Source organism: Pseudomonas sp. FP2196 (genome assembly GCF_030687715.1).
Lineage (GTDB): Bacteria > Pseudomonadota > Gammaproteobacteria > Pseudomonadales > Pseudomonadaceae > Aquipseudomonas.
The window spans coordinates 5,784,820-5,806,376 of sequence record NZ_CP117445.1; the positions used below are offsets into that span (position 1 = coordinate 5,784,820).

The window sequence follows — 21,557 nt, forward strand, 5'->3', positions numbered from 1 at the left end:
AGTTCCCTCTCCCTTCGGGAGAGGGTTAGGGTGAGGGTTGCTTTTCGGGCGGCCATCAGCCGACCAACCCTCGCATCAGCAGATAAAGCAGCGAAGGCCCGAGCAAACACCCAAGCGCGGTATAGAACGCCGCCGTCAGACAACCGTAAGGCACCAACTTCGGATCTGTCGCCGCCAAACCGCCCGCCACGCCGCTGGAAGTGCCCATCAACCCGCCGAAGATCACCGCACTGCGCGGATTGTTCAAGCCGATCATCGGCGCCACGAACGGCGTCATTACCATCACCAGAATCGCCTTGATCAACCCCGCTGCAATCGACAACGCCATGACTTCGGAACTGGCACCAATCGCCGCCCCGGTCACCGGGCCAACAATGTAAGTCACCGCTCCCGCGCCGATGGTGGTCAGGCTCACCGCATCGGTGTAACCGAACGCCATTGCCACCCCTACCCCGGCAACAAACGACGTCCCGACCCCGACAAACAACGCCAGCACACCGACGAACCCGGCCCGTTTGAGTTCTTCAACACTCACCCCGAACGCCGTGGCAACGATGGCGAAATCACGCAGCATCGCGCCACCAAGCAAACCGATACCGGACAACAGAGGGATATCCACCACGCCTTTCTGCCCACCGGTCAGTGCCCCGCCGACGTACGACAGCACAAGCCCGAGCAGAATGGCGATGGCTGATCCGTGCAACCGGCCCTTGGTGAAGGTGTTGGACATCCAGTAGGACACCCACATGGTCAGGCCGACAATCAGGAAACCGCTGATCAAGCCGTAGCCGCTGATAACTTTCATCATTGATTCGTACATGGCGATTACCCCGCAGTCTTGGCTGGAGCAATCGGCGCCGGGTCCTTGTTGCCGAGGCGCACCAGCACCGGCACCAAGGCAAATGCAATAACCACCGCGAGCGTCCCGGCAAGAATCGCCATCGGCCCACCCTTCAGCGCGCCGTAAACGTTTTGCTGCGCAGCCATGGCCACCACGATCGGAATGTAGATCGCACTCCAGAACTCGACACCCTGTTCAGTCTTGCCCTTGAGCCAGCCAGTCTTGTTCAGATAACTGCCAAGACCGATCAACAACAGCATCGCAATACCGACGCCGCCGACGTTGGCTGGCACGCCGATCAACTTGCCAAGCATTTCACCGACCCAGATACCCACCAGCGTACAAAAGGCCAGAAACGCCACACCGTAAATAATCATTGTTGTAGTCCTCAAAGTGCATCGTCGAATGTTGTTTTTGTTGTTCGAAGCATGAGTCGGCGTTTTTAGGTTCGGCGGCTTCCCTCCTCACGCAACAGCGCCTGCAGGGTGTCGAGGCGAGCACTGTCGAAGGCAGTGACGGTGCCTTGCTCGAACACCCGGCGCGCCAGCCCGGTCAGCACCGCACCGGGCGGCAGTTCGATCTGTAGCCGTACGCCGCGCTCGTAAGCGCTTTGCACGGTGCCGCGCCAATCCACCACGCGGCACATGTTGAAGGCGAGGTCGTCTCGCAGGGCGTCGACCTTGATCACCGGCCGAGCGCGGCTGCCGCTCAGGTAGGCGATTTTCGGGGTTTGCAGGTGTACTTTGGCGAAGGCTTCGGCCAGGGTTTGCGCAGGTGCATCCAGCAGCGGACAGTGCGACGGCACGCTGACCGCCAGACGTTTCGCCAGACCCGCGCCACGACTGCGCGCCAATTCGGCCACCGCTTGCATCGCCTTCTCGCTGCCGGCAATCACCACCTGGTTATCGGCATTGATATTGGCCAGATAAACCGGCGTTTCGACGCTGTGGACTTGCGCCAGCAGCCTCTCGACTGTGGCCAGGTCCAGGCCAATGATCGCAGTCATGCCGAAGCCCTGTGGATAAGCCTGCTGCATCAACTCACCGCGCAGGCTGACCAGGTGCAATGCATCGCTGAAGCTCAGCGCCCCGGCCACCACCGCTGCCGGGTAAGCACCGATAGACAGACCCGCGACAAAGTCCGCGTTCAAACTGTCCTGCAACAACTGTCGTGAAGCCGCGACACCGGCAATCAGCAGACAGAGCTGAACCGCCCTTGTGCTGCGTAACGCTTCGGCAGAATCAAGCAGCAAGACATCTTCACCGAGCACATCACTGGCCTCGGCCAACGTTTCCCGAGGCAAACGCTGGAGCATGCCCGGTTGCTGCGCGCCCTGGCCGGGGAACACCAACAGACTGCTCACGCTGCCTGCTCCTGCGGATTCCATGGATCTGAGACCAGACAAGCCTGATGCTCATTTTTCAGCAGCACCCGCGCTGAGGTACCGGCCCACTCACGCAGCGCCACTGCACCGAATGGCGTCTGCAATTGCATGTCGACCCGGCATAAGGATTGATCGAAAAGCGCCATCAGTTTGCGCGCCTGATTACGCATCAAAAGTTGCGGCGTACGCAGGATCAGATCGAGATCGCTAGCCTCGTGCATCGCCTCAAATCCACTGGCCAGTTCAAACCCTGCACTGCCGCTGACACCCCAGACCCAACCGCAATCGTCGAGCATCGGCCGCAGTTGCTGAAGGGCGCGCATGGCCGGCAGATCACGCTCGCTGTCGATATGACACAGCGCCTCCGGGCTGACCTGACAGGCAATCGAATCGAGTGCCATGAACGCCGCCAAGCGCTGCTCGCGCAACACACCGCGCACGCCCACGGCGACAAAACCCTCAGCACTCAAGGCCCGGCGCACTACCACCGGTTGCCCGGCGGCGAGCGACTCGACTGCCCACTGCGGCGCATCCGCCGGCAACTGCGCGGGGGTCATGCCCCAGAGCAGGTCGTGGGCCAGCGGGATGTTCACCACTGCGCCCTCAGCAACTCGCGCACGCGGCTGGACGCTTCTCGATTTTTTGCACCAAGACGATTGCTCAAATCACTGCCGGAGACATCGCCGATTGCTTGCTTCAGGCACTCAGTCACCCGCGCCAGATCCTCTGCGGTCGGCTGTTCGATCTGCTGCACCGACAGGGTTTCCCAAAGCAGCCCGAGGCTGGCGTAACTGTCGATGTCATAGGCCATCGGCGGCACGCTGGCGGCCAGCGCTTCAAGTTCTTCGACACTGCGCAAAGTCACCCGCGCCGCCGACGCCTTGCCCATCGCGTGCACCATCACGCCCGGGTCACGCAGGGCGATCAAGCGATTGGCCTGATAGCCGTGGGCGAGAAACGCACCGGACATGGCTTTGCCCACCAACAGCGCAATCACCGCATGCCCGGCCAGTCGTGCACGGGCATAACTGTCCGCGGCACCGGCCAGGGCCTGATGAATACCGAGGGCTTCTTCGCGACGACCATAGGCCTGGCTTGGTACATCGACGATGGCGATCAATGGGCGCTTCTGGGTTTTGTCGCGGTCAGCGGTGATTGCGTCATCAACAGCCTTGGCCAAACCCCAGCCTTCCAGCAACCCGACTTCGCCGTTGCGGGCACGGGGAAAGCGGTTGTCAGGGTCAGCGACTACGGCCAGAAAACGCCCAAGTTCGCCATCGGCAACCTTCAACGATGGCGGCAGACCTTCCACAGCTTTCGCGCCCGCGCTCAACGCGTTGAACCAGTTCAAACCGCGCAATGAATAACCACTCATGAGCGCTCTCCTTGATACAGATCGCGAACCACCGACGGTTCGATTTGCTTGTCAGTGTCCAGACTGGCCAAACGTTGCAGGAACCACTCGGCCCTTTGGCTACGAGGTTGCGCTGGCAAACCTTGCTGCAACAGCTCGCCGACCTGCTGACGAATCTTCGCCACGTCATCGGCGACATAACGATCCACCAGACCACTGGCAAAGCGCTGCTCGCCACCGGTCAGGCTCCAGATGAACGGCCGGTCGCGGGAATCGTATTCCTCGATCCCGGCTTCCTGCTCGATCACCTGCGGGCCGTTCAGGCCGAGGCGTGCTTCCTGAGTCACCAGCAGATAGCTGCACAGTGCCGCCGTAATGGACATACCACCGAAACAGCCGACGCTGCCCGCGACCACGCCCACCACTGGTTGGTATTGCTGCAAATCGACAATCGCCGCATGAATATCGGCAATCGCCGCCAAGCCAAGATTGGCTTCCTGCAAACGCACACCGCCGGTTTCCAGCAGCAACACGGCGCGGGTCGGGATGCCTTTACGGTTGTCCTCGGCGGCCAGTTCCAGTGCACCGGCAATCTTCGCCCCGCCGACTTCGCCGAGGCTGCCGCCCTGAAACGCGCCTTCGATGGCCGCGATCACCACCGGCAAACCGTCGAGGCTGCCCTTGGCGATCACCACCCCGTCGTCGGCCTGCGGCACCACGCCCTGGCGTTCGAGCCACGGCGACATCACTCGCTGAAAAGGATCGAGCAATTCGCGAAAGGTGCCGGCATCAAGCAAGGCTTTCGCCCGTTGCCGCGCGCCGAGTTCGACGAAACTATGTTTGTTGAGAAGCGCTGCGCTGTCAGTCATGGCCGATCTCCTCGAAACCTTGTTCCAGACGCAAGCGCACCACACCCGGCGTCGCGCCGAAATCGTGGATATCGATGGCCATCGCTGGCGGTGTAGTGCCGTCGAACATCCGCGCAAACAGGTGCTGCCAGCGCAGTTGTGCGCCGTTGACCGAGGTCTGCACGTTGATCGTCAACTTGCCGGCCAGCCCCGGTTCGATCAGCACTTCCAGATCACCCGAACCGACACAACCGACCAGCGCACGCCCGCGAGGCGGCTGCCCGGCGGGGAATTCAAACGATAGGGTTTCCATCAAAACGCTCCCTGAAGGATGCCGTCGCGCTCGATTCGGTCGAGCAGCAGCGTGGCGGCGAGCAAGTCGGCGGCGCCGCCGGGCGAGGCATTCAATGCGATGAGTTGTTGATCCAGTTCATGCAGGCGCCGGCGACCGCTGAGGCTTGCGCTGCCGCCAGCGTCGAGCACCGCTTGCGCGCCGTGTTGCATGGCTTGCAGGCCTTGTTCACCGGCGCGGTAGAGCACGCAGGTGTCGGCCAGGTCAGTCATGATCGCGAGCAAGGCGTCGAGTCGGGCGTTCTGTTCGCCGTGGCCGGCAGTGCGGCTTTTTTTCAGTTGCGGCAAGCCACGTTGCAGCACGGACGGGAAGCCGAGTTGCGCCTCCTCTCGGGCGCCGCGAGCGCCGTAACGCAGGGCGACTTGTGCACCGTGGCTGAGTGGACGTGGCGCGAAACGATCATCGAGCAGTGCCAACCGTGCAGCGCGCAGGGTGACGGCGTTGGCGCCCGTGGATTTCGCTTCGAGCGCGGCGGCGGTTACTACCAGGCCCAAGGCCCAGATTGCGCCGCGATGAGTGTTCACGCCGTTGGTGGTCGCGAGCATGGCTTGTTCACCTTCGCGACCGATACGGCCAATCGCTTCGCGCAACGGCAAACCGACTCCTCCGATTTCGACCGACGCTTCAGCCATTTCCTTGAACGCCGGCCACAACGACAACGCCGAAGCGTGCATCAGGCCCAAATGCAGATCGGTGTGCGCGCCGTTGCCACGACGGTCGACCAGCGCTGGTTTCGGCGACAGATCCGCTTCGTCGATCAACGCATCCACCGCCATGTCCGCCAATCGCTCGGCCAGGGAAATCGGTTTCGCTTGCAGGTTAAGTGCGTGCATTACCAGCTCCTGAATTTGGCGGGCGGGTTGTACAGACCGCCGGACCACTCGACCAGATCGGCCACGCTTTTCGCCGCGAGCAGTTCGCGGGTGGCGTCGGTGCGGCGGATGCCGAGGTCTTCGGGCAAGGCGATCAGGCCTTCGCGGCGCATGCGTTCGGTGTCTTTCGGGTTGTGGCGCAGGCCGATTGCAGTAACCCCGGCAACGGCGGCGATCATCGCCTGGCGCTCTTCCAGAGAACGGGCCTTGTACAGGTAGGCGATGCCTTCTTCGGTGAGCAGGTGGGTGACGTCGTCGCCGTAGATCATGATCGGCGCCAGCGGCATGCCACTTTTCCTCGCCACCTCGACGGCGTCGAGGGTTTCGACGAAGGTCGGTTTGCCGCCCTCTTGGAAGGTCTCGACCATTTGCACCACGAGTTTCTTGCCGCGCTCGAGCATCGGTTGCTGCGAATCGTCGTGGCGCATATCCAGCCACGCCGGGGTACCGTGACGGCGCCCGCGCGGGTCGTGGCCCATGTTCGGCGCACCGCCGAATCCGGCGAGACGGCCACGGGTGACGGTCGAGGAATGGCCGTCGCCATCAACCTGCAACGTCGCACCGATAAACAGATCCACCGCGTACTGCCCGGCGAGCTGGCAGAACATCCGGTTGGAACGCAGCGAGCCGTCGCGGCCGGTGAAGAACACGTCCGGGCGCGCGGCGATGTAGTTTTCCATGCCCAGTTCGGTGCCGAAGCAATGCACGCTTTCGACCCAGCCACTTTCAATCGCCGGGATCAACGTCGGGTGCGGGTTGAGCGTCCAGTTGCGGCAGATCTTGCCTTTGAGGCCGAGGGATTCGCCGTAGGTCGGCAGGATCAGCTCGATGGCGGCGGTGTTGAAACCAATGCCGTGGTTGAGCGACTGCACGTTGTGTTTTTCGTAGATGCCGCGGATCGCCATCATCGCCATCAACACATGCACAGGCTTGATGTGCCGTGGATCGCGGGTGAACAGCGGTTCGATGTAGAACGGCTTGTCGGCCACCACGACGAAATCGACCCATGAGGCGGGGATGTCCACGCGAGGCAACTCGCTGACGTCGTCGACCAACTGGTTGACCTGGACGATGACGATGCCGTCGCTGAACGCGGCCGGTTCGATCAGTGCCGGGGTGTCTTCGGTGCTCGGACCGGTGTAGATGTTGCCGGCGCGGTCGGCCATGAAGCCGGCCGAGAGCACGACGTTGGGGATCAGATCCACCACCAGCCGCGCATAGAGTTCGATGTAGGTGTGGATGGCGCCGATTTCCAGCAGGCCGTCTTCCAGCAACTGGCTGATGCGCAGGCTCTGGGTGCCGGCGAAGGAGAAATCGAGCTTGCGGGCAATGCCGCGTTCGAACAGGTCGAGGTGCTCGGAGCGGCCGACGCTGGGCATGATCATGTGCAGGTCGTGGAGCTTTTCGGGATCGGCTTTAGCGAGAGAGCGGGAAAGGAAGTCTGCCTGCTTCTGGTTATTGCCCTCCAGCACCACACGGTCGCCTGGATGAATCAGCGCTTCGAGCGCGGCGACGATCTTGTCGGTGGGCAACACCACACCGTCGGCCAGCCCGCGCACCTTGTCGAGGCGACGCTGCTTCTCGTCACGCCGCCGCGTCCAGCGCGAGTCGGGGGAAATTGTTGTTGTCATGCTCACTCCACGGGGTTCGCTGTCGTGGAGCTAAGGTAGGCGTGTGGGTGGGGGGCATCAATCAAGCGCAGCGGTGAATCATTACGCTCAGGGTAATGGTCGCTGACCTCATCGCTGGCAAGCCAGCTCCCACAGGGTTTCGTGGGGTTCACAAGATTCAAATACAACTCGGACACTGTGGGAGCTGGCTTGCCAGCGATGGGGCCTGTGAACTCACTGAAAGCTCTGGATCAGTGGATAAGTCCTGCATCCACCAACAATTTCTCCAATCCCAACAAATCCGGCACCTTCGCCACCTGCTCTCCGACCTGCACCGCCGCCTGCTCCAGCGCACACAACGGCACATCGACATAGCTCAACTGACTGTCGAGCTTGTATGAGCGTGGAATCCCCTGCACCAGCAGCGCAATGAACTTCAGCTGCGGCAAGCCACCCAGCGCATTGAGAATCACGATCCGCGCTCGCTCGCCAATCACCACTTTCTGCCCGCACGCCGATTCGAAGCTCAGCAACGGAATCTGTCGCTCGCGCCACATGACGCGCCCCAGATACCACGGCGGTGTATCCAGATCGAAAGCGCTGGCCTGATAGTCGATCAGCTCGGCCACCGCCACGTTGGGCAGGATCAGGTTGCGATCCGCCAGCGGCAGTAGCAGGCCAGTGAGTTGGCTGGTGCGCGCGTTGTGGCGGCGCTCATGCATGTTTCTTGCTCCAGAGGGCAATGCTTTCGAGCAGTACCGATTCCTGATACGGCTTGCCGAGGTAATCGTTCACGCCGATGGCCATGGCGCGGTCGCGGTGTTTTTGCCCGGTGCGCGAGGTGATCATGATGATCGGCAGGTGTTGCAGGCGTTCGTCGTTGCGCACTTGGGTGGCGACTTCGAAGCCGTCCATGCGCGGCATTTCGATGTCGAGCAGCATCAGGTCGGGCATGTGTTCTTCCAGCAGCAGCATGGCGTCGACACCGTCCTTGGCGGTCAGCACGTTCATGCCGTGGCGTTCGAGTAAACGGCTGGTGACCTTGCGCACGGTGACCGAGTCATCGACCACCATCACCAGCAGTGGTTTCTGCGGTTCGCTGTCGATGTCCGGCTGAATCGGATGCTGGGCAACCCGCGCCTGCATCGCGCGGATCGGCGCCAGCAGATCCAGAATCAGCACCACCCGGCCATCGCCGAGAATCGTCGCGCCGGACACGCCCTGTACCGCCGCGAATTGCGCGCCGAGGCTTTTGACCACGATCTCGCGCGTCCCGGCCATGGTGTCGACCTGCACCGCGATGCGCCGGTCGTTGTACTGCACCAACAGCACCGGCAACGGCAGGCTCTGGCCCAGCAGTTTTGGCCGCGATGAGGTTTTCAACAGTTCGCCCAGATAGCACAACTCATAACGTTGGCCGCCGTATTGATAGCTCGGCGGATCGAGACGGAAATGCCCATCCAGATCATTCGGCAGCACGCGCACGATGCCGTCGATGGTGTTCAGCGGAATCGCGTATTGGTCCTCACCACACTGCACCATCAACGCACGGTTGACCGACACGGTGAACGGCAGGCGAATGCGGAAATGCACGCCCTGCCCCGGTACCGAGTCGATGCTCATGCTGCCGCCCAACTGGCGGACTTCTTCATGCACCACGTCCATGCCGACGCCACGCCCGGAAATCTGGGTGATTTTTTCGGCGGTGGAAAACCCCGGCTGGAGGATGAACTGCAACACATCGCGGTCGCTGATTTCGGCGTCCGGCGCCAGCAAGCCACGTTTGATTGCCTTGTTCCGCACCGCTTCCAGCGGCACACCGGCGCCGTCGTCGCGGATGTCGAAAACGATGTCGCCGCCCTCGCGGGACAGGTCCAGCGTGATCGTGCCCTGCGCCGGTTTGCCCGCAGCCAGACGCACTTCAGCAGCCTCCAGGCCATGGTCGACGGCGTTGCGCAGCATGTGTTCCAGCGGTGCCGCCATGCGCTCCAGCACGTTACGATCCATTTCGCCCTCAGCGTTGCCGATGACGAAGGCGACGTCTTTGTTCAACTCTTCGGCGACCTGACGGACGATACGTTTGAGGCGCGGCAACATCCGTTCGAACGGCACCATGCGCGAGCGCATCAAGCCTTCCTGCAATTCAGTGTTGATCCGCCCTTGTTGTTGCAGCAGGTTCTCGGCGTCGTGGTTGCGGCGGTCGAGGGTTTCCTTGAGGTCGAGCAGGTCGGAGGCGGATTCGAACAGCGCCCGCGACAGTTGCTGCAACTGCGAATGGCGGTCCATTTCCAGCGGATCGAATTCCTCGTAGCCGAGACGTTCGCCATCGACTTGCTGGCGGCTGAGGATGCGCCCCTGGGTTTCCGTATCGAGGCGGCGCAACTGATCACGCATGCGCTCGATGGTGGTTTCCATCTCGTTCAGCGCGACTTGCGCGTCGTTGACTTGCTGTTCGATGCGGCCACGGAAGATCGAGGTTTCGCCGGCCAGATTGACCAGTTCGTCGAGCAGTTCGGCGGAGACCTTGACCATGTCCGCGCCGGCCTCGGCGGCCGCAGGCGCGGTTTCGGTCTTAACCGGCAGAGGCAACAACGGTGGCGCTTCAGGCGTCACGGGATGGCTGAAGTTCTGGATCGCATTGATCAGCCGATCCGCTGGCGGACACGGTTGCCCGGCGCGCACGCCATCGAGCATTTGCGCCAGTCGGTCATGGCCGCGCTGCACCAGCGCGAACAATTCGCCAGACGCTTGCAGCGAGCCGGCGGAGAGACTTTCGTAAAGGTATTCCAACTCATGGGCGAGGTCGCCGATCGGGCCGATCTCGACCATCCGCGCGCCGCCCTTGAGGGTGTGCAGATCGCGCAGCAGGGTTTCCACTTCCTGCCGATTGCCCGGTTCGGCCTGCCAGCGCAGCAGCGCGGCGCCGGAGTTCTCGATGATGTCGAAACCTTCTTCGAGGAAAATCTCCAGCAATTCGGGATCGTGCCCGACGCCTTCATGATCAACTGGCGGTTGCGCCGTTTCAGTGCTGCCAGACGCGCCCTGACGGAACTGCCGGATTGCCTCGATCAGCTCATGCGCCGGGTTCAACGGCTGATGGTTCTGCAGCTGTTCAAGCAACAGCGCCAAACGGTCATGGCTCTTGTGCAGCAAGCAACCAAGCGCTTCGCTGTAGCTATAGCGCCGATCCGCCAGACCTTCGTAGAGACTTTCCAGTTCTTGGGCCAGATCCCCAATGGCCTCGACTTCGGCCATTCGCGCGCCCCCCTTGAGGGTGTGCAAATCCCGCTGTAACGACGACAGCGGCGCGACATTGTTCGCGTCGCTCAGCCAACGCTGCAAGGCTTGCCCGGCGCTGTCGAGAATATCCACCGCCTCTTCGAGAAAGATCTCGACGATCTCGTCGTCGGGCTCTGAAGTGACGGCCTTCTGTGAAAGCTCAGCGGTTGCAGCACCCAATTCGCGGATGCTCAAGGTGCGGCTACCGTCGCTGCGAATGAGGCCCATCGACGACGGATCGAGACTCTCGTCAAGCAGGTCATGCAACGCCCGAATCCGCGCAGGCTGCGGCGTGACTTCCTGGCCGGCGGCCAGTTCGTCGAGCATGTTGATCAGCGCTTCGTGGGCGTGCTGCGCTTCCTGGAAAAACCGGTCGCTGACCGCAAGACTGCTTTCTTCCACGGCGCCATAGAGATCGAGCAAGGCTTCGCACAGAACATCCACCGGCAGCAGATCCGCCAAGTGCGCGCCTTCGCCAAGGGTGGTCAGTTCATCCAATAGCGCGCTGAGTTCCTGGCGTTCGCCGGGATGCTGCTGCCAGCGCTGCAAAAGGTTTTCCGCATCGAGCAGGATGTCCATGCCCTGGGCAAGGAAGTTATTGAGCAGTTGCGGATCGCGCTTGACGCGCAGGCCGCTGCTCGGCGTATTGAGGATCGATTCCAGTCGCTCGGCGAGCAACTCGCCCGTGCGTTTGATCAGCGACTGCGCGCCGACGATCGGCGCCAGCGGATCGTGCTTGAGTTGGCGCAAACCAACGCGGAACAGGCCCTCGGCTTCGAGCAGCAATTCCACTTCATCGAGATCCAGCGGCAATTGGTGGGCCTTGAACTCGCGGGCCAATTGATCGAGCGATGCGGCCAGCTCGGCAATCGGCAACACACCGGCCATCGACGCGCTGCCCTTGAGGGTGTGCAAGGCGCGCTGCAACTCATCGCTGGCCGGCAGCGGCACATGCTCGGCGGCTTGATCGAGGAAGCGGTTGAGGCTGGCGAGATGGGTTTCGGCTTCGTTGCGGAAGATTTCCAGCAACAGCGGATCAAGCGCCGCGACATCTTCCACATCTTCGGCCGCCAATGGTTGGTCGCCCTTGGCCAAGGCGTGGGCGCGAGCGGCGAGTTGATCGACATCGCTGCGCTGACGCTGGCTGTTGGTGGCGAATTCGCTGACCAGTTCCGGCAGCAGCAACACCGTGTCGGTGAGTAGTTGCGGCACCACGGAGCCGGGTTCGACGCTTTGTTCCAGCACGCGATTGAGCAGGTTCTCCACCGCCCAGGCCAGTTCACCGAGGATCAGCGCGCGCACCATGCGCCCGCTGCCCTTCAAGGTGTGGAAGGCACGGCGCAGTTCGGTCAGTGCGCCGCGATCCTGTGGATTGGCCGTCCAGCGCGGCAGGTATTCGTGGAGAACCTCAAGTACCTCATCGGTCTCTTCGAGGAACACTTCGCGCAGTTCATCGTCCACCGGCTCTTCATCGGGCGGCGGCGGCACCAGGCTGCCGGGCGTGACCACCGCGGGCGGGTTGATCGCCGAGACCGGGCTGGCCAACACATCGGCCAGCGACTGGACGATTTGCGGGTCGTCGAGCGCCTGCAGGTCTTGCATCACCCGCGCTTCGTTGGGGCTGAGCACGTCGTCAAGCACCGGCACATGTGGCTCGCCGGGCTGTTCGCTGGGAAAGAAGCCAAGACTGGCGAGGCTCTTCTGCGCAACGTCCAGCAGTTGTTCGCTGGGCGCCTGCGGATCATCGCTCAAGCGTTCAAGGTAATACTCAAGACTGGTGATCACGTCGGCGAGGTTGTCCAGTTGCTGCCAGCCCGGTTCGTGCGGGTCGAGCAGCAAGTGTTCGCGGATGAACCCGTTGCAGGCCTCGACCAGATTCGCCGCACGACTCAGCGCAATCATCGCCAGCGCACCGCGTACCTGAGTCAGCAGCGCCGGCAACGGTTGCAGTAGCTGGCGATCCCAATCGGCGTCGATGTAGTCGACGATCATGTCCTTGGCCTGTTGCAGGCAGATGCGCGCTTCCTTGATGACGATCTGGTGGATCTGCGTCAGGTCGGTGGTCGGCAGGCGCGAGTCTTCGGGGCTTTCTGGCTCGACGGTGCCGACCATCCCCGCGAGTGTCGCTTCGACGTAGAGCAAGGCGCCGGCGACGTCCATCAGGATCGCGTCGTTGGGTTCGCGCTGGCCTTGGGCGATGCTCAGAACCACCGCCAGTTGATCGATGATGACCTTGCGAGGCTGGCCGAAACCGAGCACCGCGAGGGTGTCGGCGATCTGCCGCAACGGCGCCAGCAGGCTTTCCAGGTCCGACGTATGTTGGCGGTCGCTGCGCACGAACAGGTCGAGGCGTTCCTTGACCCGCACCAGCTCTTCGCACAATGCCGCCAGCACCGAGCGCATCGCATCGCGGTCGGGGCCGGCCAGGCGCGCGCGTTCTTCGTCGACCATCGCGCTGTCGGGTAAGGCGTCGTCCAGGGAGTAGCGATCTTTCATGGTCAGCATCTGCCTGGTGGGATGTTCGGCTTTGGCAATATAGAACAACAGGCTTTTCAGAAGCTCCGGCGGGGGCGGCTGATTGAGGCCGGCCATGCCTTGTTCGAGCAAGCGTTTGAGTTCCTTGTCGGCATCCTTGAGCAGGCTGCGCAAGGCCGGGCTGTTGGCGATCACGCCTTCGCGCATGCCTTCGACCAAGGCGGATGCGACCTGCCACAACGGACTTAACGGGGCGTCACCGCTCAGCGCTTCGAGGCGGGTGAAGACTTTCGCCAGATAAGCCAGGTGCGTCTGGTCATCCTGCTCACGCAGCAAACCGACCAGCGCCATTTGCAGCATCTGGCGCAACTTGCGCAGCACATTCGGCAGCTCTGCCGGCTCCAGTAGCGCCAGCGTTTCCTCGCCAAGCGGCGGCAGTTCGGGCAGCTGTGGGCTGAACAGACTGGTTTCCGACAGCAGGCTTTCGCCGCGAGCACTGCGCAAATCGTTGAGCAGCGGCAGCACCACCAGTGGCAAATCACGGCGGGCGCTCTGCACGCGATCGAGGTAAATCGGCAACTGTCCAAGGGCTTGCAGCAGCAAGTGCAGGGCTTCGTCGCGATGGCTGACGCGACCCTGCTGCAAGGCTTCGACCAGATGTTCCATCTCTTCGGCCAGTAATGCCGCACCGTAGAACTCGACCATCTGCAGGCTGCCGTGAACCTGATGGATATACGCCAGGCACTGGTCCAGCCCGCCGGATGTGTGCGGATCATCGAGCACGGCTTCAATCGCCTGATGCGCCAGTTTCAGCGTTTCGGCAATTTCGCCTTTGACCCACTCGAGGGCCACGTAGTCGTGGCGATCACCCATAACCGCTCCAATCACACTTTATCCGTCGCCGACGCGGACGCCGCCGGCAAGGTGAAACCTGACACCGAACGACGCAACTGACTGGCCATTTTCGTCAGGTTGCCGATGCTCTCGGCGGTGGCCGTGGAGCCCGACGACGTTTGCGTGGTGATCTGCTGGATCACGTTCATCGTCAGCGAGATCTGCCCGGCCGACGTCGTCTGCTGCTGCGCCGCGTTGGAGATGCTCTGAATCAGCGCCGCAAGGGTCTTCGATACACCTTCGATTTCTTCCAGGGCCACTCCGGCATCCTGCGCCAGCCGCGCGCCGCGCACCACTTCGGTGGTGGTCTGCTCCATGGAGATCACCGCTTCGTTGGTGTCGGTCTGGATCGCCCGCACCAGCGTTTCGATCTGCCGGGTGGCGGCGGACGAGCGCTCGGCCAGCCGTTGTACTTCGTCGGCGACCACGGCAAAACCGCGCCCGGCATCGCCGGCCATCGACGCCTGAATCGCGGCGTTGAGGGCGAGGATGTTGGTCTGGTCGGCAATGTCGTCGATCAGGCTGACGATATCGCCGATTTCCTGAGACGACTCGCCGAGACGCTTGATGCGTTTGGCAGTGTCTTGAATCTGTTCGCGAATGTTGTCCATGCCGTGGATGGTGTTGTGCACCACCTCGTTGCCTTTGTTGGCGATTTCCACGGAACGCTCCGCTACCGCCGACGACTCGGCAGCGTTGGCCGAGACCTGATCGATGGACTGGGCCATGTCGTTGATCGCGGTCGAGGCTTCGGAAATCTGCTGGGCCTGATGCTCCGAGGCTTGGGCCAGGTGCATGGCGGTGGCCTGGGTTTCCTGCACGGCCGCCGCGACCTGGCCGGCGGTGAGGTTGATGGTCGCCACCAGATCGCGCAATTGATCGACGGAATAGTTGATCGAGTCGGCGATGGTGCCAGTGAAGTCTTCAGTCACCGAGGCGGTCACGGTGAGGTCGCCGTCGGCCAGATCCTCGATTTCATCGAGCAGGCGCATGATCGCGTTCTGGTTGCGCTCGTTCTTTTCCGCCGTTTCGCGCAGCTGTCGATTGGTCTCACGCACCATCACCAGACCGATCAGGATGATAGAGGCCAGCGCCAGCAAGCCGAGCACATAGCCGCCAATGGTGTCGGTGTTACGGCCACCCGCGAGGTTTTCGAAACGGTTGGCCAGGTGCGAGGCTTCGTCGAGCAGGGTTTGCGAGAGGTTGAAGATGTTGCTGGCCGACTCGCGAACCTTGAACAGCTCCGGCGAGGTTTCGAGGATTTCATCGACAGAGCCGGAAACGAACTGGAACAGCTCGGAAATCTCACTCAGGCGCGCGCGGGCATCACGGTCTTCGACCTGACTGATCCTCAATGCCGGATTGCCCTGAAGCATGCCGTTGAGCACCTGGCCGAAACGCGTGGCATCGCGGCCAAACGCATCGGCGGCCTGCTGCGAATTCTCATCGCCGGCCAGCACAGTGTTCACCGCGCCGAGGATGCGTTCGGCCAGCAACGATTGACGCTGGGCCATCGCCACTTGCGCCGCCGGAGCGCCACGCTGGAGGAGGATCTCGACGACTTTTTCGTATTCGATCTGCAACTGTGGCACGGTTTCGGCCAGGGTCGCGGCGACCTGATGCAGCGACAGCACGGTCTGTTCGCTGGAGAGAATGGCATCGGTGTTTTTAAGCAAGCGTTCCCAGTCGAGCTGCACGGCGCGCATTTCCGGGCGCACGGTGGACGGCGCCGGGGGCAGGCCGGTGGTCGGATCGCCCTTCTTCAGGTAACCCCAGCGCTGGGCGAAATCGTTGCGCGCATCGCTGAGCAACTTGAACGCGGCAGCCTTGCCGGCAGCAGCTTCGGTGGCGTTTTTTGCGATACGTTGCGACAGCACGCGCAGCTCACCGGCGTGGCCGATGTACTGTTTGTCGTAGTTCGCCTGGGTATTGAGGTAAGCGAAGTTGGCGAACAGCAGCATGATGAACACGATCAGTGCGATGAACAGCACGATGATCTGCGAGCGACTGCGCGATCCTTCCGCCGGCTTGCCTGTTTTTGCTTTTGTCATCGGTCCTCGCCTGTTTGAAGCTCACCGAAGAACCTGTGGGAGCCAGTCTTGGGATAAAGGAGTTTTGTGGCGAGGGGATTTATCCCCGATGGTTGGCGAAGCCAACCCAGAACCTGCATTCAAGATGTATTTGATACAGCTCGAATCTTGGGGCCGCTGCGCGACCCATCGGGGGTAAATCCCCTCGCCACAGGTTTCCTTCGCCACAGAACCCCACCATCACATGGCCCATTCCCACAATGGGTTCTCTGTTGTTGCGTTTATATCGCTACGCTCATGAATACCGGGGATTTGGCCAGCGCAAACAAACTGAACACCCGCCAGTTCTGCTCACGCCGGAAATACCCTTTGACGAACTCGGCTTTGGAACCCTGGCGCTTGCTGATCGACAACGGTTCAAAGCTGTCTTGCTCGAAATGCTGCAGGCCGAAGACCTCATCGACCATCAGCCCGGCAAACACGTCGCCATGTTCCACCACCAATACCCGCCGCTGCTTGCGAAGCGGTGAAAGCTCATGCCCGAAGAAACCGCACAGATCCATGATCGGCAGCAGCCGCCCACGCAGGTTAGCCACCCCTTTGACCCAGGGCTTGACCCCAGGCAACTGAGTGCAGCGCGGTTCGTGCAGCACTTCGCTGACTTCGCCCATCGGCGCGACATACCAGTGTTCGCCGAGGCGAAAACCGATACCGCTCCAGCGATCCTGACGCGCCGGTTGCGATGGCAGGTCGGCCGCGAGCAAGCGGCAGCGCTGGTCAATCTGCCAGAGCAGTTCGAACGCGGTCAGCGATTCACTCATGGCCGTGCGATCAACCGGCAAGCACGTTGTTCAGAGTCTTGATCAGGGTCTCTTCGTCGACCGGTTTGGTCAGGTAGTCCTTGGCGCCCTGGCGAGTGCCCCAGACCTTGTCGGTTTCCTGATCCTTGGTGGTGATGATGATCACCGGGATGTGCCCGGTGTCCGGGTCCTTGGTCAACTGACGGGTCGCCTGAAAGCCATTGAGGCCGGGCATGACAATGTCCATCAGCACCGCGTCGGGTTTTTCCTGACGGGCCAGGGCAACGCCGTCGGCGCCATTTTCGGCTTTCAGCACTTCATGGCCATGCTTTTCCAGCATGCCGGTCAGTTTGTACATTTCAGTCGGCGAATCATCGACGATCAGGATACGTGCCATGGTTTTCCCCATTTTTCTTGTCGACATCCGGCCCGCTGGCCGAGCGTCACTGTACGTGTCTTACTGCGGCAAAGCGGCGGCGAAGCCCGGAACATGGGCCTGAATAGCGCTGAGCAGTTCTTCCTTGCTGAAAGGCTTGGTCAAAAATTGATCAGAACCGACAATCCGCCCTTTGGCCTTGTCGAACAACCCGTCCCGGGACGACAGCATGATCACGGGCGTTGTCTTGAACGCGCTGTTGTTCTTGATTAAAGCGCAGGTCTGATAACCATCCAGACGCGGCATCATGATGTCGACAAAGATGATGCCGGGATGGTTGTCGACGATCTTCGCCAATGCGTCGAAACCGTCGATCGCCGTGATGACTTCGCACCCCACATTTTTCAACAGGGTTTCGGCGGTGCGGCGAATCGTTTTCGAGTCGTCGATCACCATGACCTTCAAGGCGCTGGACTGCTGTTCCATAAGAGGGCTCTACCGTCGCCTTTGCGAATCAAATTGTCCGTTTTGCGATGAGTAATGGCTGGAAACCCTTGATGTTCAAGGGCCAGCACTGCATGGCAGCCTTTTTAGCACAGTCTCCAGATGCAATCTATCGACGGGTTTTCCCTTGACCGCAAACCCGCCCGGCGCCACTCTGGCGGCACTTTTTTCATACCGATCCGGTAGCCAATTTTCGAGGAAAACCCAATGAGCGTTCGCGTCGGGATTGTCATGGACCCTATCGCCAGCATTTCCTATAAAAAGGATAGCTCGCTGGCCATGCTGCTGGCTGCGCAGAAGCGCGGCTGGGAACTGTTCTATATGGAGCAGCGCGACCTGTATCAGGCCGAAGGTCAGGCACGGGCGCGGATGAAGCCGCTGCAAGTCTTCGCCAATCCGGAAAAATGGTTCGAACTGGACGCCGAGCAGGACAACCTGCTGAGCGATCTGGATGTGATCCTGATGCGCAAGGATCCACCGTTCGACATGGAGTTCGTCTACTCCACCTACCTGCTCGAACAGGCCGAAACCGCCGGCGTGCTGGTAGTCAACAAACCGCAGAGCCTGCGCGACTGCAATGAAAAGCTGTTCGCCACGCTGTTCCCGCAGTGCACACCGCCGACCATCGTCAGCCGCCGCGCCGACGTGCTGCGCGAGTTCGCTGCCAAACATGGCGACGTGATCCTCAAGCCGCTGGACGGCATGGGCGGCACCTCGATCTTCCGTCACCGTGCCGGCGATCCGAACCTGTCGGTGATTCTCGAAACCCTGACGGCCCTCGGCGGCCAGCAGATCATGGGCCAGGCCTACCTGCCGGCGATCAAGGACGGCGACAAACGCATCCTGATGATCGACGGCGAGCCGGTGGACTACTGCCTGGCGCGGATTCCGGCCCAGGGCGAAACCCGTGGCAACCTCGCGGCCGGTGGTCGGGGTGAAGCGCGTCCACTGACTGACAAGGATCGCTGGATCGCCGCTCAGGTCGGCCCGACCTTGCGTGAAAAAGGTCTCCTGTTCGTGGGCCTCGACGTGATCGGCGAGAGTCTGACCGAAATCAACGTCACCAGCCCGACCTGCATCCGTGAAATCGACAACGCTTTCGGCACCGACATCGGCGGCATGCTGATGGACGCGATCGACAAGAAGCTGCAAGCCGCCGGCAAAAAGCCGCAAGCTTGATGTGCGTCACATGCAGTCTGTCGCTTGAAGCGTGAAGCCCAAGGCGTGAAACCAACATTGCGTTATCATGCGCAGCCTCTGAAAAGCGCGATGTTGGTTTTCTTGTCATGACCCTCCCGTCCGATCTGCCCGCAGAACTCGCCCATCGTGGCGTGCGCCCGGCCGATCGCCTCGGATTTACCCTGTTTCTCGCAGCGCTGATTCACTTGGCGCTGCTGCTGGGCGTCGGCTTCACCATGGTCGAGCCCAAGCAGATCAGCAAAACCCTGGAAATCACCCTCGCCACCTTCAAGAGCGAAAAGAAACCCGAGAAGGCTGACTTCCTCGCGCAGGAACATCAGGAAGGCAGCGGTACGCTGGACAAGAAGGCGATCCCGAAGACTACCGAGGTCGCGCCGTTCCAGGACAATCAAGTCAAAAAGGTCACCCCGCCGCCAGCCGCGAAGCCGGAAGTACAGGACGCCGCGCCCAAGGCTGCGGTGACGACTGTCGCGCCCAAACCGAAAAAAGCCCCGACCAAGAAAGAAGAAACCAGGACCGAGGTCAAACCGACCGTCGACGCGCCTGAGTTCGACAGCTCGCAGTTGTCCAGCGACATCGCCAGCCTCGAAGCGGAACTGGCCAAGGAACAACAGCTGTACGCCAAGCGCCCGCGCATTCACCGCTTGAGCGCGGCGTCGACCATGCGCGACAAGGGCGCCTGGTACAAGGATGACTGGCGCAAGAAGGTCGAGCGCATCGGCAACCTGAATTATCCGGAAGAAGCACGGCGCAAGCAGATCTATGGCAATTTGCGCCTGATGGTCTCGATCAACCGCGATGGCTCGCTGTATGAAGTGCTGGTGCTGGAATCGTCGGGCCAGCCGCTGCTGGATCAGGCGGCGCAGCGCATCGTCCGACTGGCGGCGCCATTTGCACCGTTTACCGGTGATCTGTCGGATATCGACCGACTGGAAATCATCCGCACCTGGAAATTTGCCCGGGGCGACAAACTCTCCAGCAATTAAGGGCAAGATCAAAAGATCGCAGCCTTCGGCAGCTCCTACATTGGCCTGCATTCACATGTAGGAGCTGCCGAAGGCTGCGATCTTTTGGCGGCTTCAGCTTGTCAGTTCGCCCCCCGAACGCCACACTAGCGCACATGAAAAACGTCAGCCCCAGCTACCTCAAGCATCACTTCCTGATCGCCATGCCACACATGGCCGACCCGAACTTTGCCCACACCTTGACCTACATCGTCGAGCACACGGCCAATGGCGCCATGGGGATCGTGGTCAACAGGCCGCAAGAGCTGAATCTGGCTGACATCCTCGAGCAATTGCGCCCGGACATCGATCCGCCGGGCCTCTGCCAGCATGTGCCGATCTTCATCGGCGGCCCGGTGCAAACCGATCGCGGCTTTGTCCTGCACCCGGCGGGCAAGACCTTCCAGGCCACCGCCCAGCTTGACGGCGACCTGGCCTTGTCCACCTCGCAGGACGTGCTGTTCGCCATCGCTGACGGCGTGGGCCCGGCAAAAAGCCTGATCGCCCTCGGTTACGCTGGCTGGGAAGCCGGGCAACTGGAAGCCGAAATGGCTGACAACGCCTGGCTGACTTGCCCGTATGACGCCGATATCCTGTTCAACACCAGCAGCGAATTGCGTCTGGACGCGGCCGCCCGGCACTTGGGGATCGACCTCAACCTGCTGACCAGCCAGGCAGGGCACGCCTGATGGCCCTGCGCCTGATTCTCGGCTTCGACTACGGCACCAAACAGATCGGCGTTGCCGTCGGCCAGGTGATCACCGGCCAGGCCCGCGAACTCTGCACCCTCAAAGCGCAGAACGGCGTGCCCGACTGGAACCAGGTCGAAGCGCTTATAAAAGAATGGAAACCCGACGCCGTCGTCGTCGGCCTGCCGCTGAACATGGACGGCACGCCCAGCGAAATGTGCCTGCGCGCCGAGAAGTTCGCCCGTCGTCTCAACGGCCGCTTCAACGTGCCTTTCTATACCCACGACGAACGCCTGACCACTTTCGAAGCCAAGGGCGAGCGTCTGGTACGTGGCGGCCAGAAAGGCAGTTACCGCGACAACCCGGTGGACGCCATCGCCGCCGCTCTGCTGTTGCAGGGCTGGCTCGACGAAAACACCGCACTATTTGAATCCTGACTGCATTTAATTCTGAAAAGCGCTACGGCGCTTTTCTTTTGGCTAAATCCCCAGCCATGTCCGGCAGGACGCGGCACGGGTCGAAGAAGGAGCAACCATGAGCCTGCCCAATCCCGCCGATCTGATCAGCCAGATGGCGACACGCCTCCAGGCGCACCTTGCACAGCGTGATATCCGCGAACCGCGTTACATCGGCATCCGCACCGGCGGTATCTGGGTCGCGCAAGCCTTGCTCAAGGAACTGGGCAGCGACGCGCCGCTGGGCACGCTGGATGTTTCCTTCTACCGCGACGACTTCAGCCAGAACGGCCTGCACCCGCAAGTGCGCCCGTCCGCCCTGCCCTTCGAGATCGAAGGCCAGCATCTGGTGCTGATCGACGACGTACTGATGAGCGGCCGTACCATCCGCGCCGCCATGAACGAACTGTTCGACTACGGCCGCCCGGCCAGCGTGACGCTGGTCTGCCTGCTCGACCTGGATGCCGGCGAGTTGCCGATCCGCCCGAACGTGGTGGGCGCGACCCTGTCGCTGGCCGCCCACGAGCGCGTGAAGCTGTCCGGCCCCGAGCCGCTGACGCTCGAACTGCAAGACTTTGCCCTTTAATCCG

General features: G+C 61.7%; 20 protein-coding genes. 5 read left to right on the plus strand and 15 right to left on the minus strand.

The features are described from left to right. Positions 1-55: 55 nt before the first annotated feature. The 15 genes from madM to pilG form a co-directional block, all read right to left on the minus strand. The gene (gene madM, locus PSH79_RS25975; RefSeq protein ID WP_305440286.1) at positions 56-820 is read right to left on the minus strand and encodes a malonate transporter subunit MadM; all 765 of its coding nucleotides are present in this window, start codon (positions 818-820) and stop codon (positions 56-58) included. Between the two features lie 5 nt (positions 821-825). Next, complete coding sequence (gene madL / locus PSH79_RS25980) at positions 826-1,218, minus strand: malonate transporter subunit MadL (RefSeq protein WP_305440288.1); 393 nt, start codon at positions 1,216-1,218, stop codon at positions 826-828. Positions 1,219-1,283: 65 nt separating this feature from the next. Beyond that, entirely contained in the window at positions 1,284-2,204 is a 921-nt protein-coding gene (mdcH, locus tag PSH79_RS25985; protein ID WP_305440289.1) for a malonate decarboxylase subunit epsilon, read from the minus strand. Next, a complete protein-coding gene (locus PSH79_RS25990; RefSeq protein ID WP_305440290.1) occupies positions 2,201-2,821 on the minus strand; it encodes a malonate decarboxylase holo-ACP synthase in 621 nt (206 codons plus the stop codon). Before PSH79_RS25990 ends, mdcH begins: the two co-directional genes overlap by 4 nt. After that, positions 2,815-3,600: a biotin-independent malonate decarboxylase subunit gamma gene (mdcE, locus tag PSH79_RS25995; protein ID WP_305440291.1), complete on the minus strand. Its 786-nt coding sequence runs from the start codon at positions 3,598-3,600 to the stop codon at positions 2,815-2,817. The genes PSH79_RS25990 and mdcE overlap by 7 nt, the downstream gene beginning before the upstream one ends. Further along, positions 3,597-4,448: a biotin-independent malonate decarboxylase subunit beta gene (locus tag PSH79_RS26000; RefSeq protein WP_305440293.1), complete on the minus strand. Its 852-nt coding sequence runs from the start codon at positions 4,446-4,448 to the stop codon at positions 3,597-3,599. Before PSH79_RS26000 ends, mdcE begins: the two co-directional genes overlap by 4 nt. Beyond that, a complete protein-coding gene (locus PSH79_RS26005; protein WP_007913697.1) occupies positions 4,441-4,740 on the minus strand; it encodes a malonate decarboxylase subunit delta in 300 nt (99 codons plus the stop codon). Before PSH79_RS26005 ends, PSH79_RS26000 begins: the two co-directional genes overlap by 8 nt. Continuing rightward, complete coding sequence (locus tag PSH79_RS26010; RefSeq protein ID WP_305440294.1) at positions 4,740-5,612, minus strand: triphosphoribosyl-dephospho-CoA synthase; 873 nt, start codon at positions 5,610-5,612, stop codon at positions 4,740-4,742. Before PSH79_RS26010 ends, PSH79_RS26005 begins: the two co-directional genes overlap by 1 nt. Further along, entirely contained in the window at positions 5,612-7,282 is a 1,671-nt protein-coding gene (gene mdcA, locus PSH79_RS26015) for a malonate decarboxylase subunit alpha (RefSeq protein WP_305440295.1), read from the minus strand. The genes PSH79_RS26010 and mdcA overlap by 1 nt, the downstream gene beginning before the upstream one ends. A gap of 230 nt (positions 7,283-7,512) precedes the next feature. After that, on the minus strand, positions 7,513-7,983 hold the full coding sequence (locus PSH79_RS26020) for a chemotaxis protein CheW (protein ID WP_305440296.1): 471 nt from the start codon (positions 7,981-7,983) through the stop codon (positions 7,513-7,515). Then, positions 7,976-13,888 (minus strand): Hpt domain-containing protein, encoded by a 5,913-nt coding sequence (locus PSH79_RS26025; protein ID WP_305440298.1) that lies wholly within the window; start codon positions 13,886-13,888, stop codon positions 7,976-7,978. Before PSH79_RS26025 ends, PSH79_RS26020 begins: the two co-directional genes overlap by 8 nt. A gap of 11 nt (positions 13,889-13,899) precedes the next feature. Beyond that, entirely contained in the window at positions 13,900-15,960 is a 2,061-nt protein-coding gene (locus PSH79_RS26030) for a methyl-accepting chemotaxis protein (RefSeq protein WP_305440299.1), read from the minus strand. A 260-nt stretch (positions 15,961-16,220) separates the two neighbouring features. Beyond that, on the minus strand, positions 16,221-16,760 hold the full coding sequence (locus tag PSH79_RS26035; RefSeq protein WP_187679025.1) for a chemotaxis protein CheW: 540 nt from the start codon (positions 16,758-16,760) through the stop codon (positions 16,221-16,223). Positions 16,761-16,770: 10 nt separating this feature from the next. Continuing rightward, entirely contained in the window at positions 16,771-17,136 is a 366-nt protein-coding gene (pilH, locus tag PSH79_RS26040) for a twitching motility response regulator PilH (protein WP_027926574.1), read from the minus strand. 60 nt (positions 17,137-17,196) lie between these two features. After that, on the minus strand, positions 17,197-17,601 hold the full coding sequence (gene pilG, locus PSH79_RS26045) for a twitching motility response regulator PilG (RefSeq protein WP_305440300.1): 405 nt from the start codon (positions 17,599-17,601) through the stop codon (positions 17,197-17,199). A 225-nt stretch (positions 17,602-17,826) separates the two neighbouring features. Between pilG and gshB the strand changes: the two genes are divergently transcribed. The 5 genes from gshB (at position 17,827) to pyrR (ending at position 21,553) form a co-directional block, all read left to right on the plus strand. Next, a complete protein-coding gene (gene gshB / locus PSH79_RS26050) occupies positions 17,827-18,798 on the plus strand; it encodes a glutathione synthase (protein WP_305440302.1) in 972 nt (323 codons plus the stop codon). A 107-nt stretch (positions 18,799-18,905) separates the two neighbouring features. Further along, entirely contained in the window at positions 18,906-19,805 is a 900-nt protein-coding gene (locus tag PSH79_RS26055; RefSeq protein WP_305440303.1) for an energy transducer TonB, read from the plus strand. Positions 19,806-19,939: 134 nt separating this feature from the next. Beyond that, the gene (locus tag PSH79_RS26060) at positions 19,940-20,512 is read left to right on the plus strand and encodes a YqgE/AlgH family protein (RefSeq protein WP_095186999.1); all 573 of its coding nucleotides are present in this window, start codon (positions 19,940-19,942) and stop codon (positions 20,510-20,512) included. After that, positions 20,512-20,949 (plus strand): Holliday junction resolvase RuvX, encoded by a 438-nt coding sequence (ruvX, locus tag PSH79_RS26065; protein WP_008077844.1) that lies wholly within the window; start codon positions 20,512-20,514, stop codon positions 20,947-20,949. The genes PSH79_RS26060 and ruvX overlap by 1 nt, the downstream gene beginning before the upstream one ends. A 97-nt stretch (positions 20,950-21,046) precedes the next feature. After that, positions 21,047-21,553: a bifunctional pyr operon transcriptional regulator/uracil phosphoribosyltransferase PyrR gene (gene pyrR / locus PSH79_RS26070; RefSeq protein ID WP_305440304.1), complete on the plus strand. Its 507-nt coding sequence runs from the start codon at positions 21,047-21,049 to the stop codon at positions 21,551-21,553. Positions 21,554-21,557 lie beyond the last annotated feature (4 nt).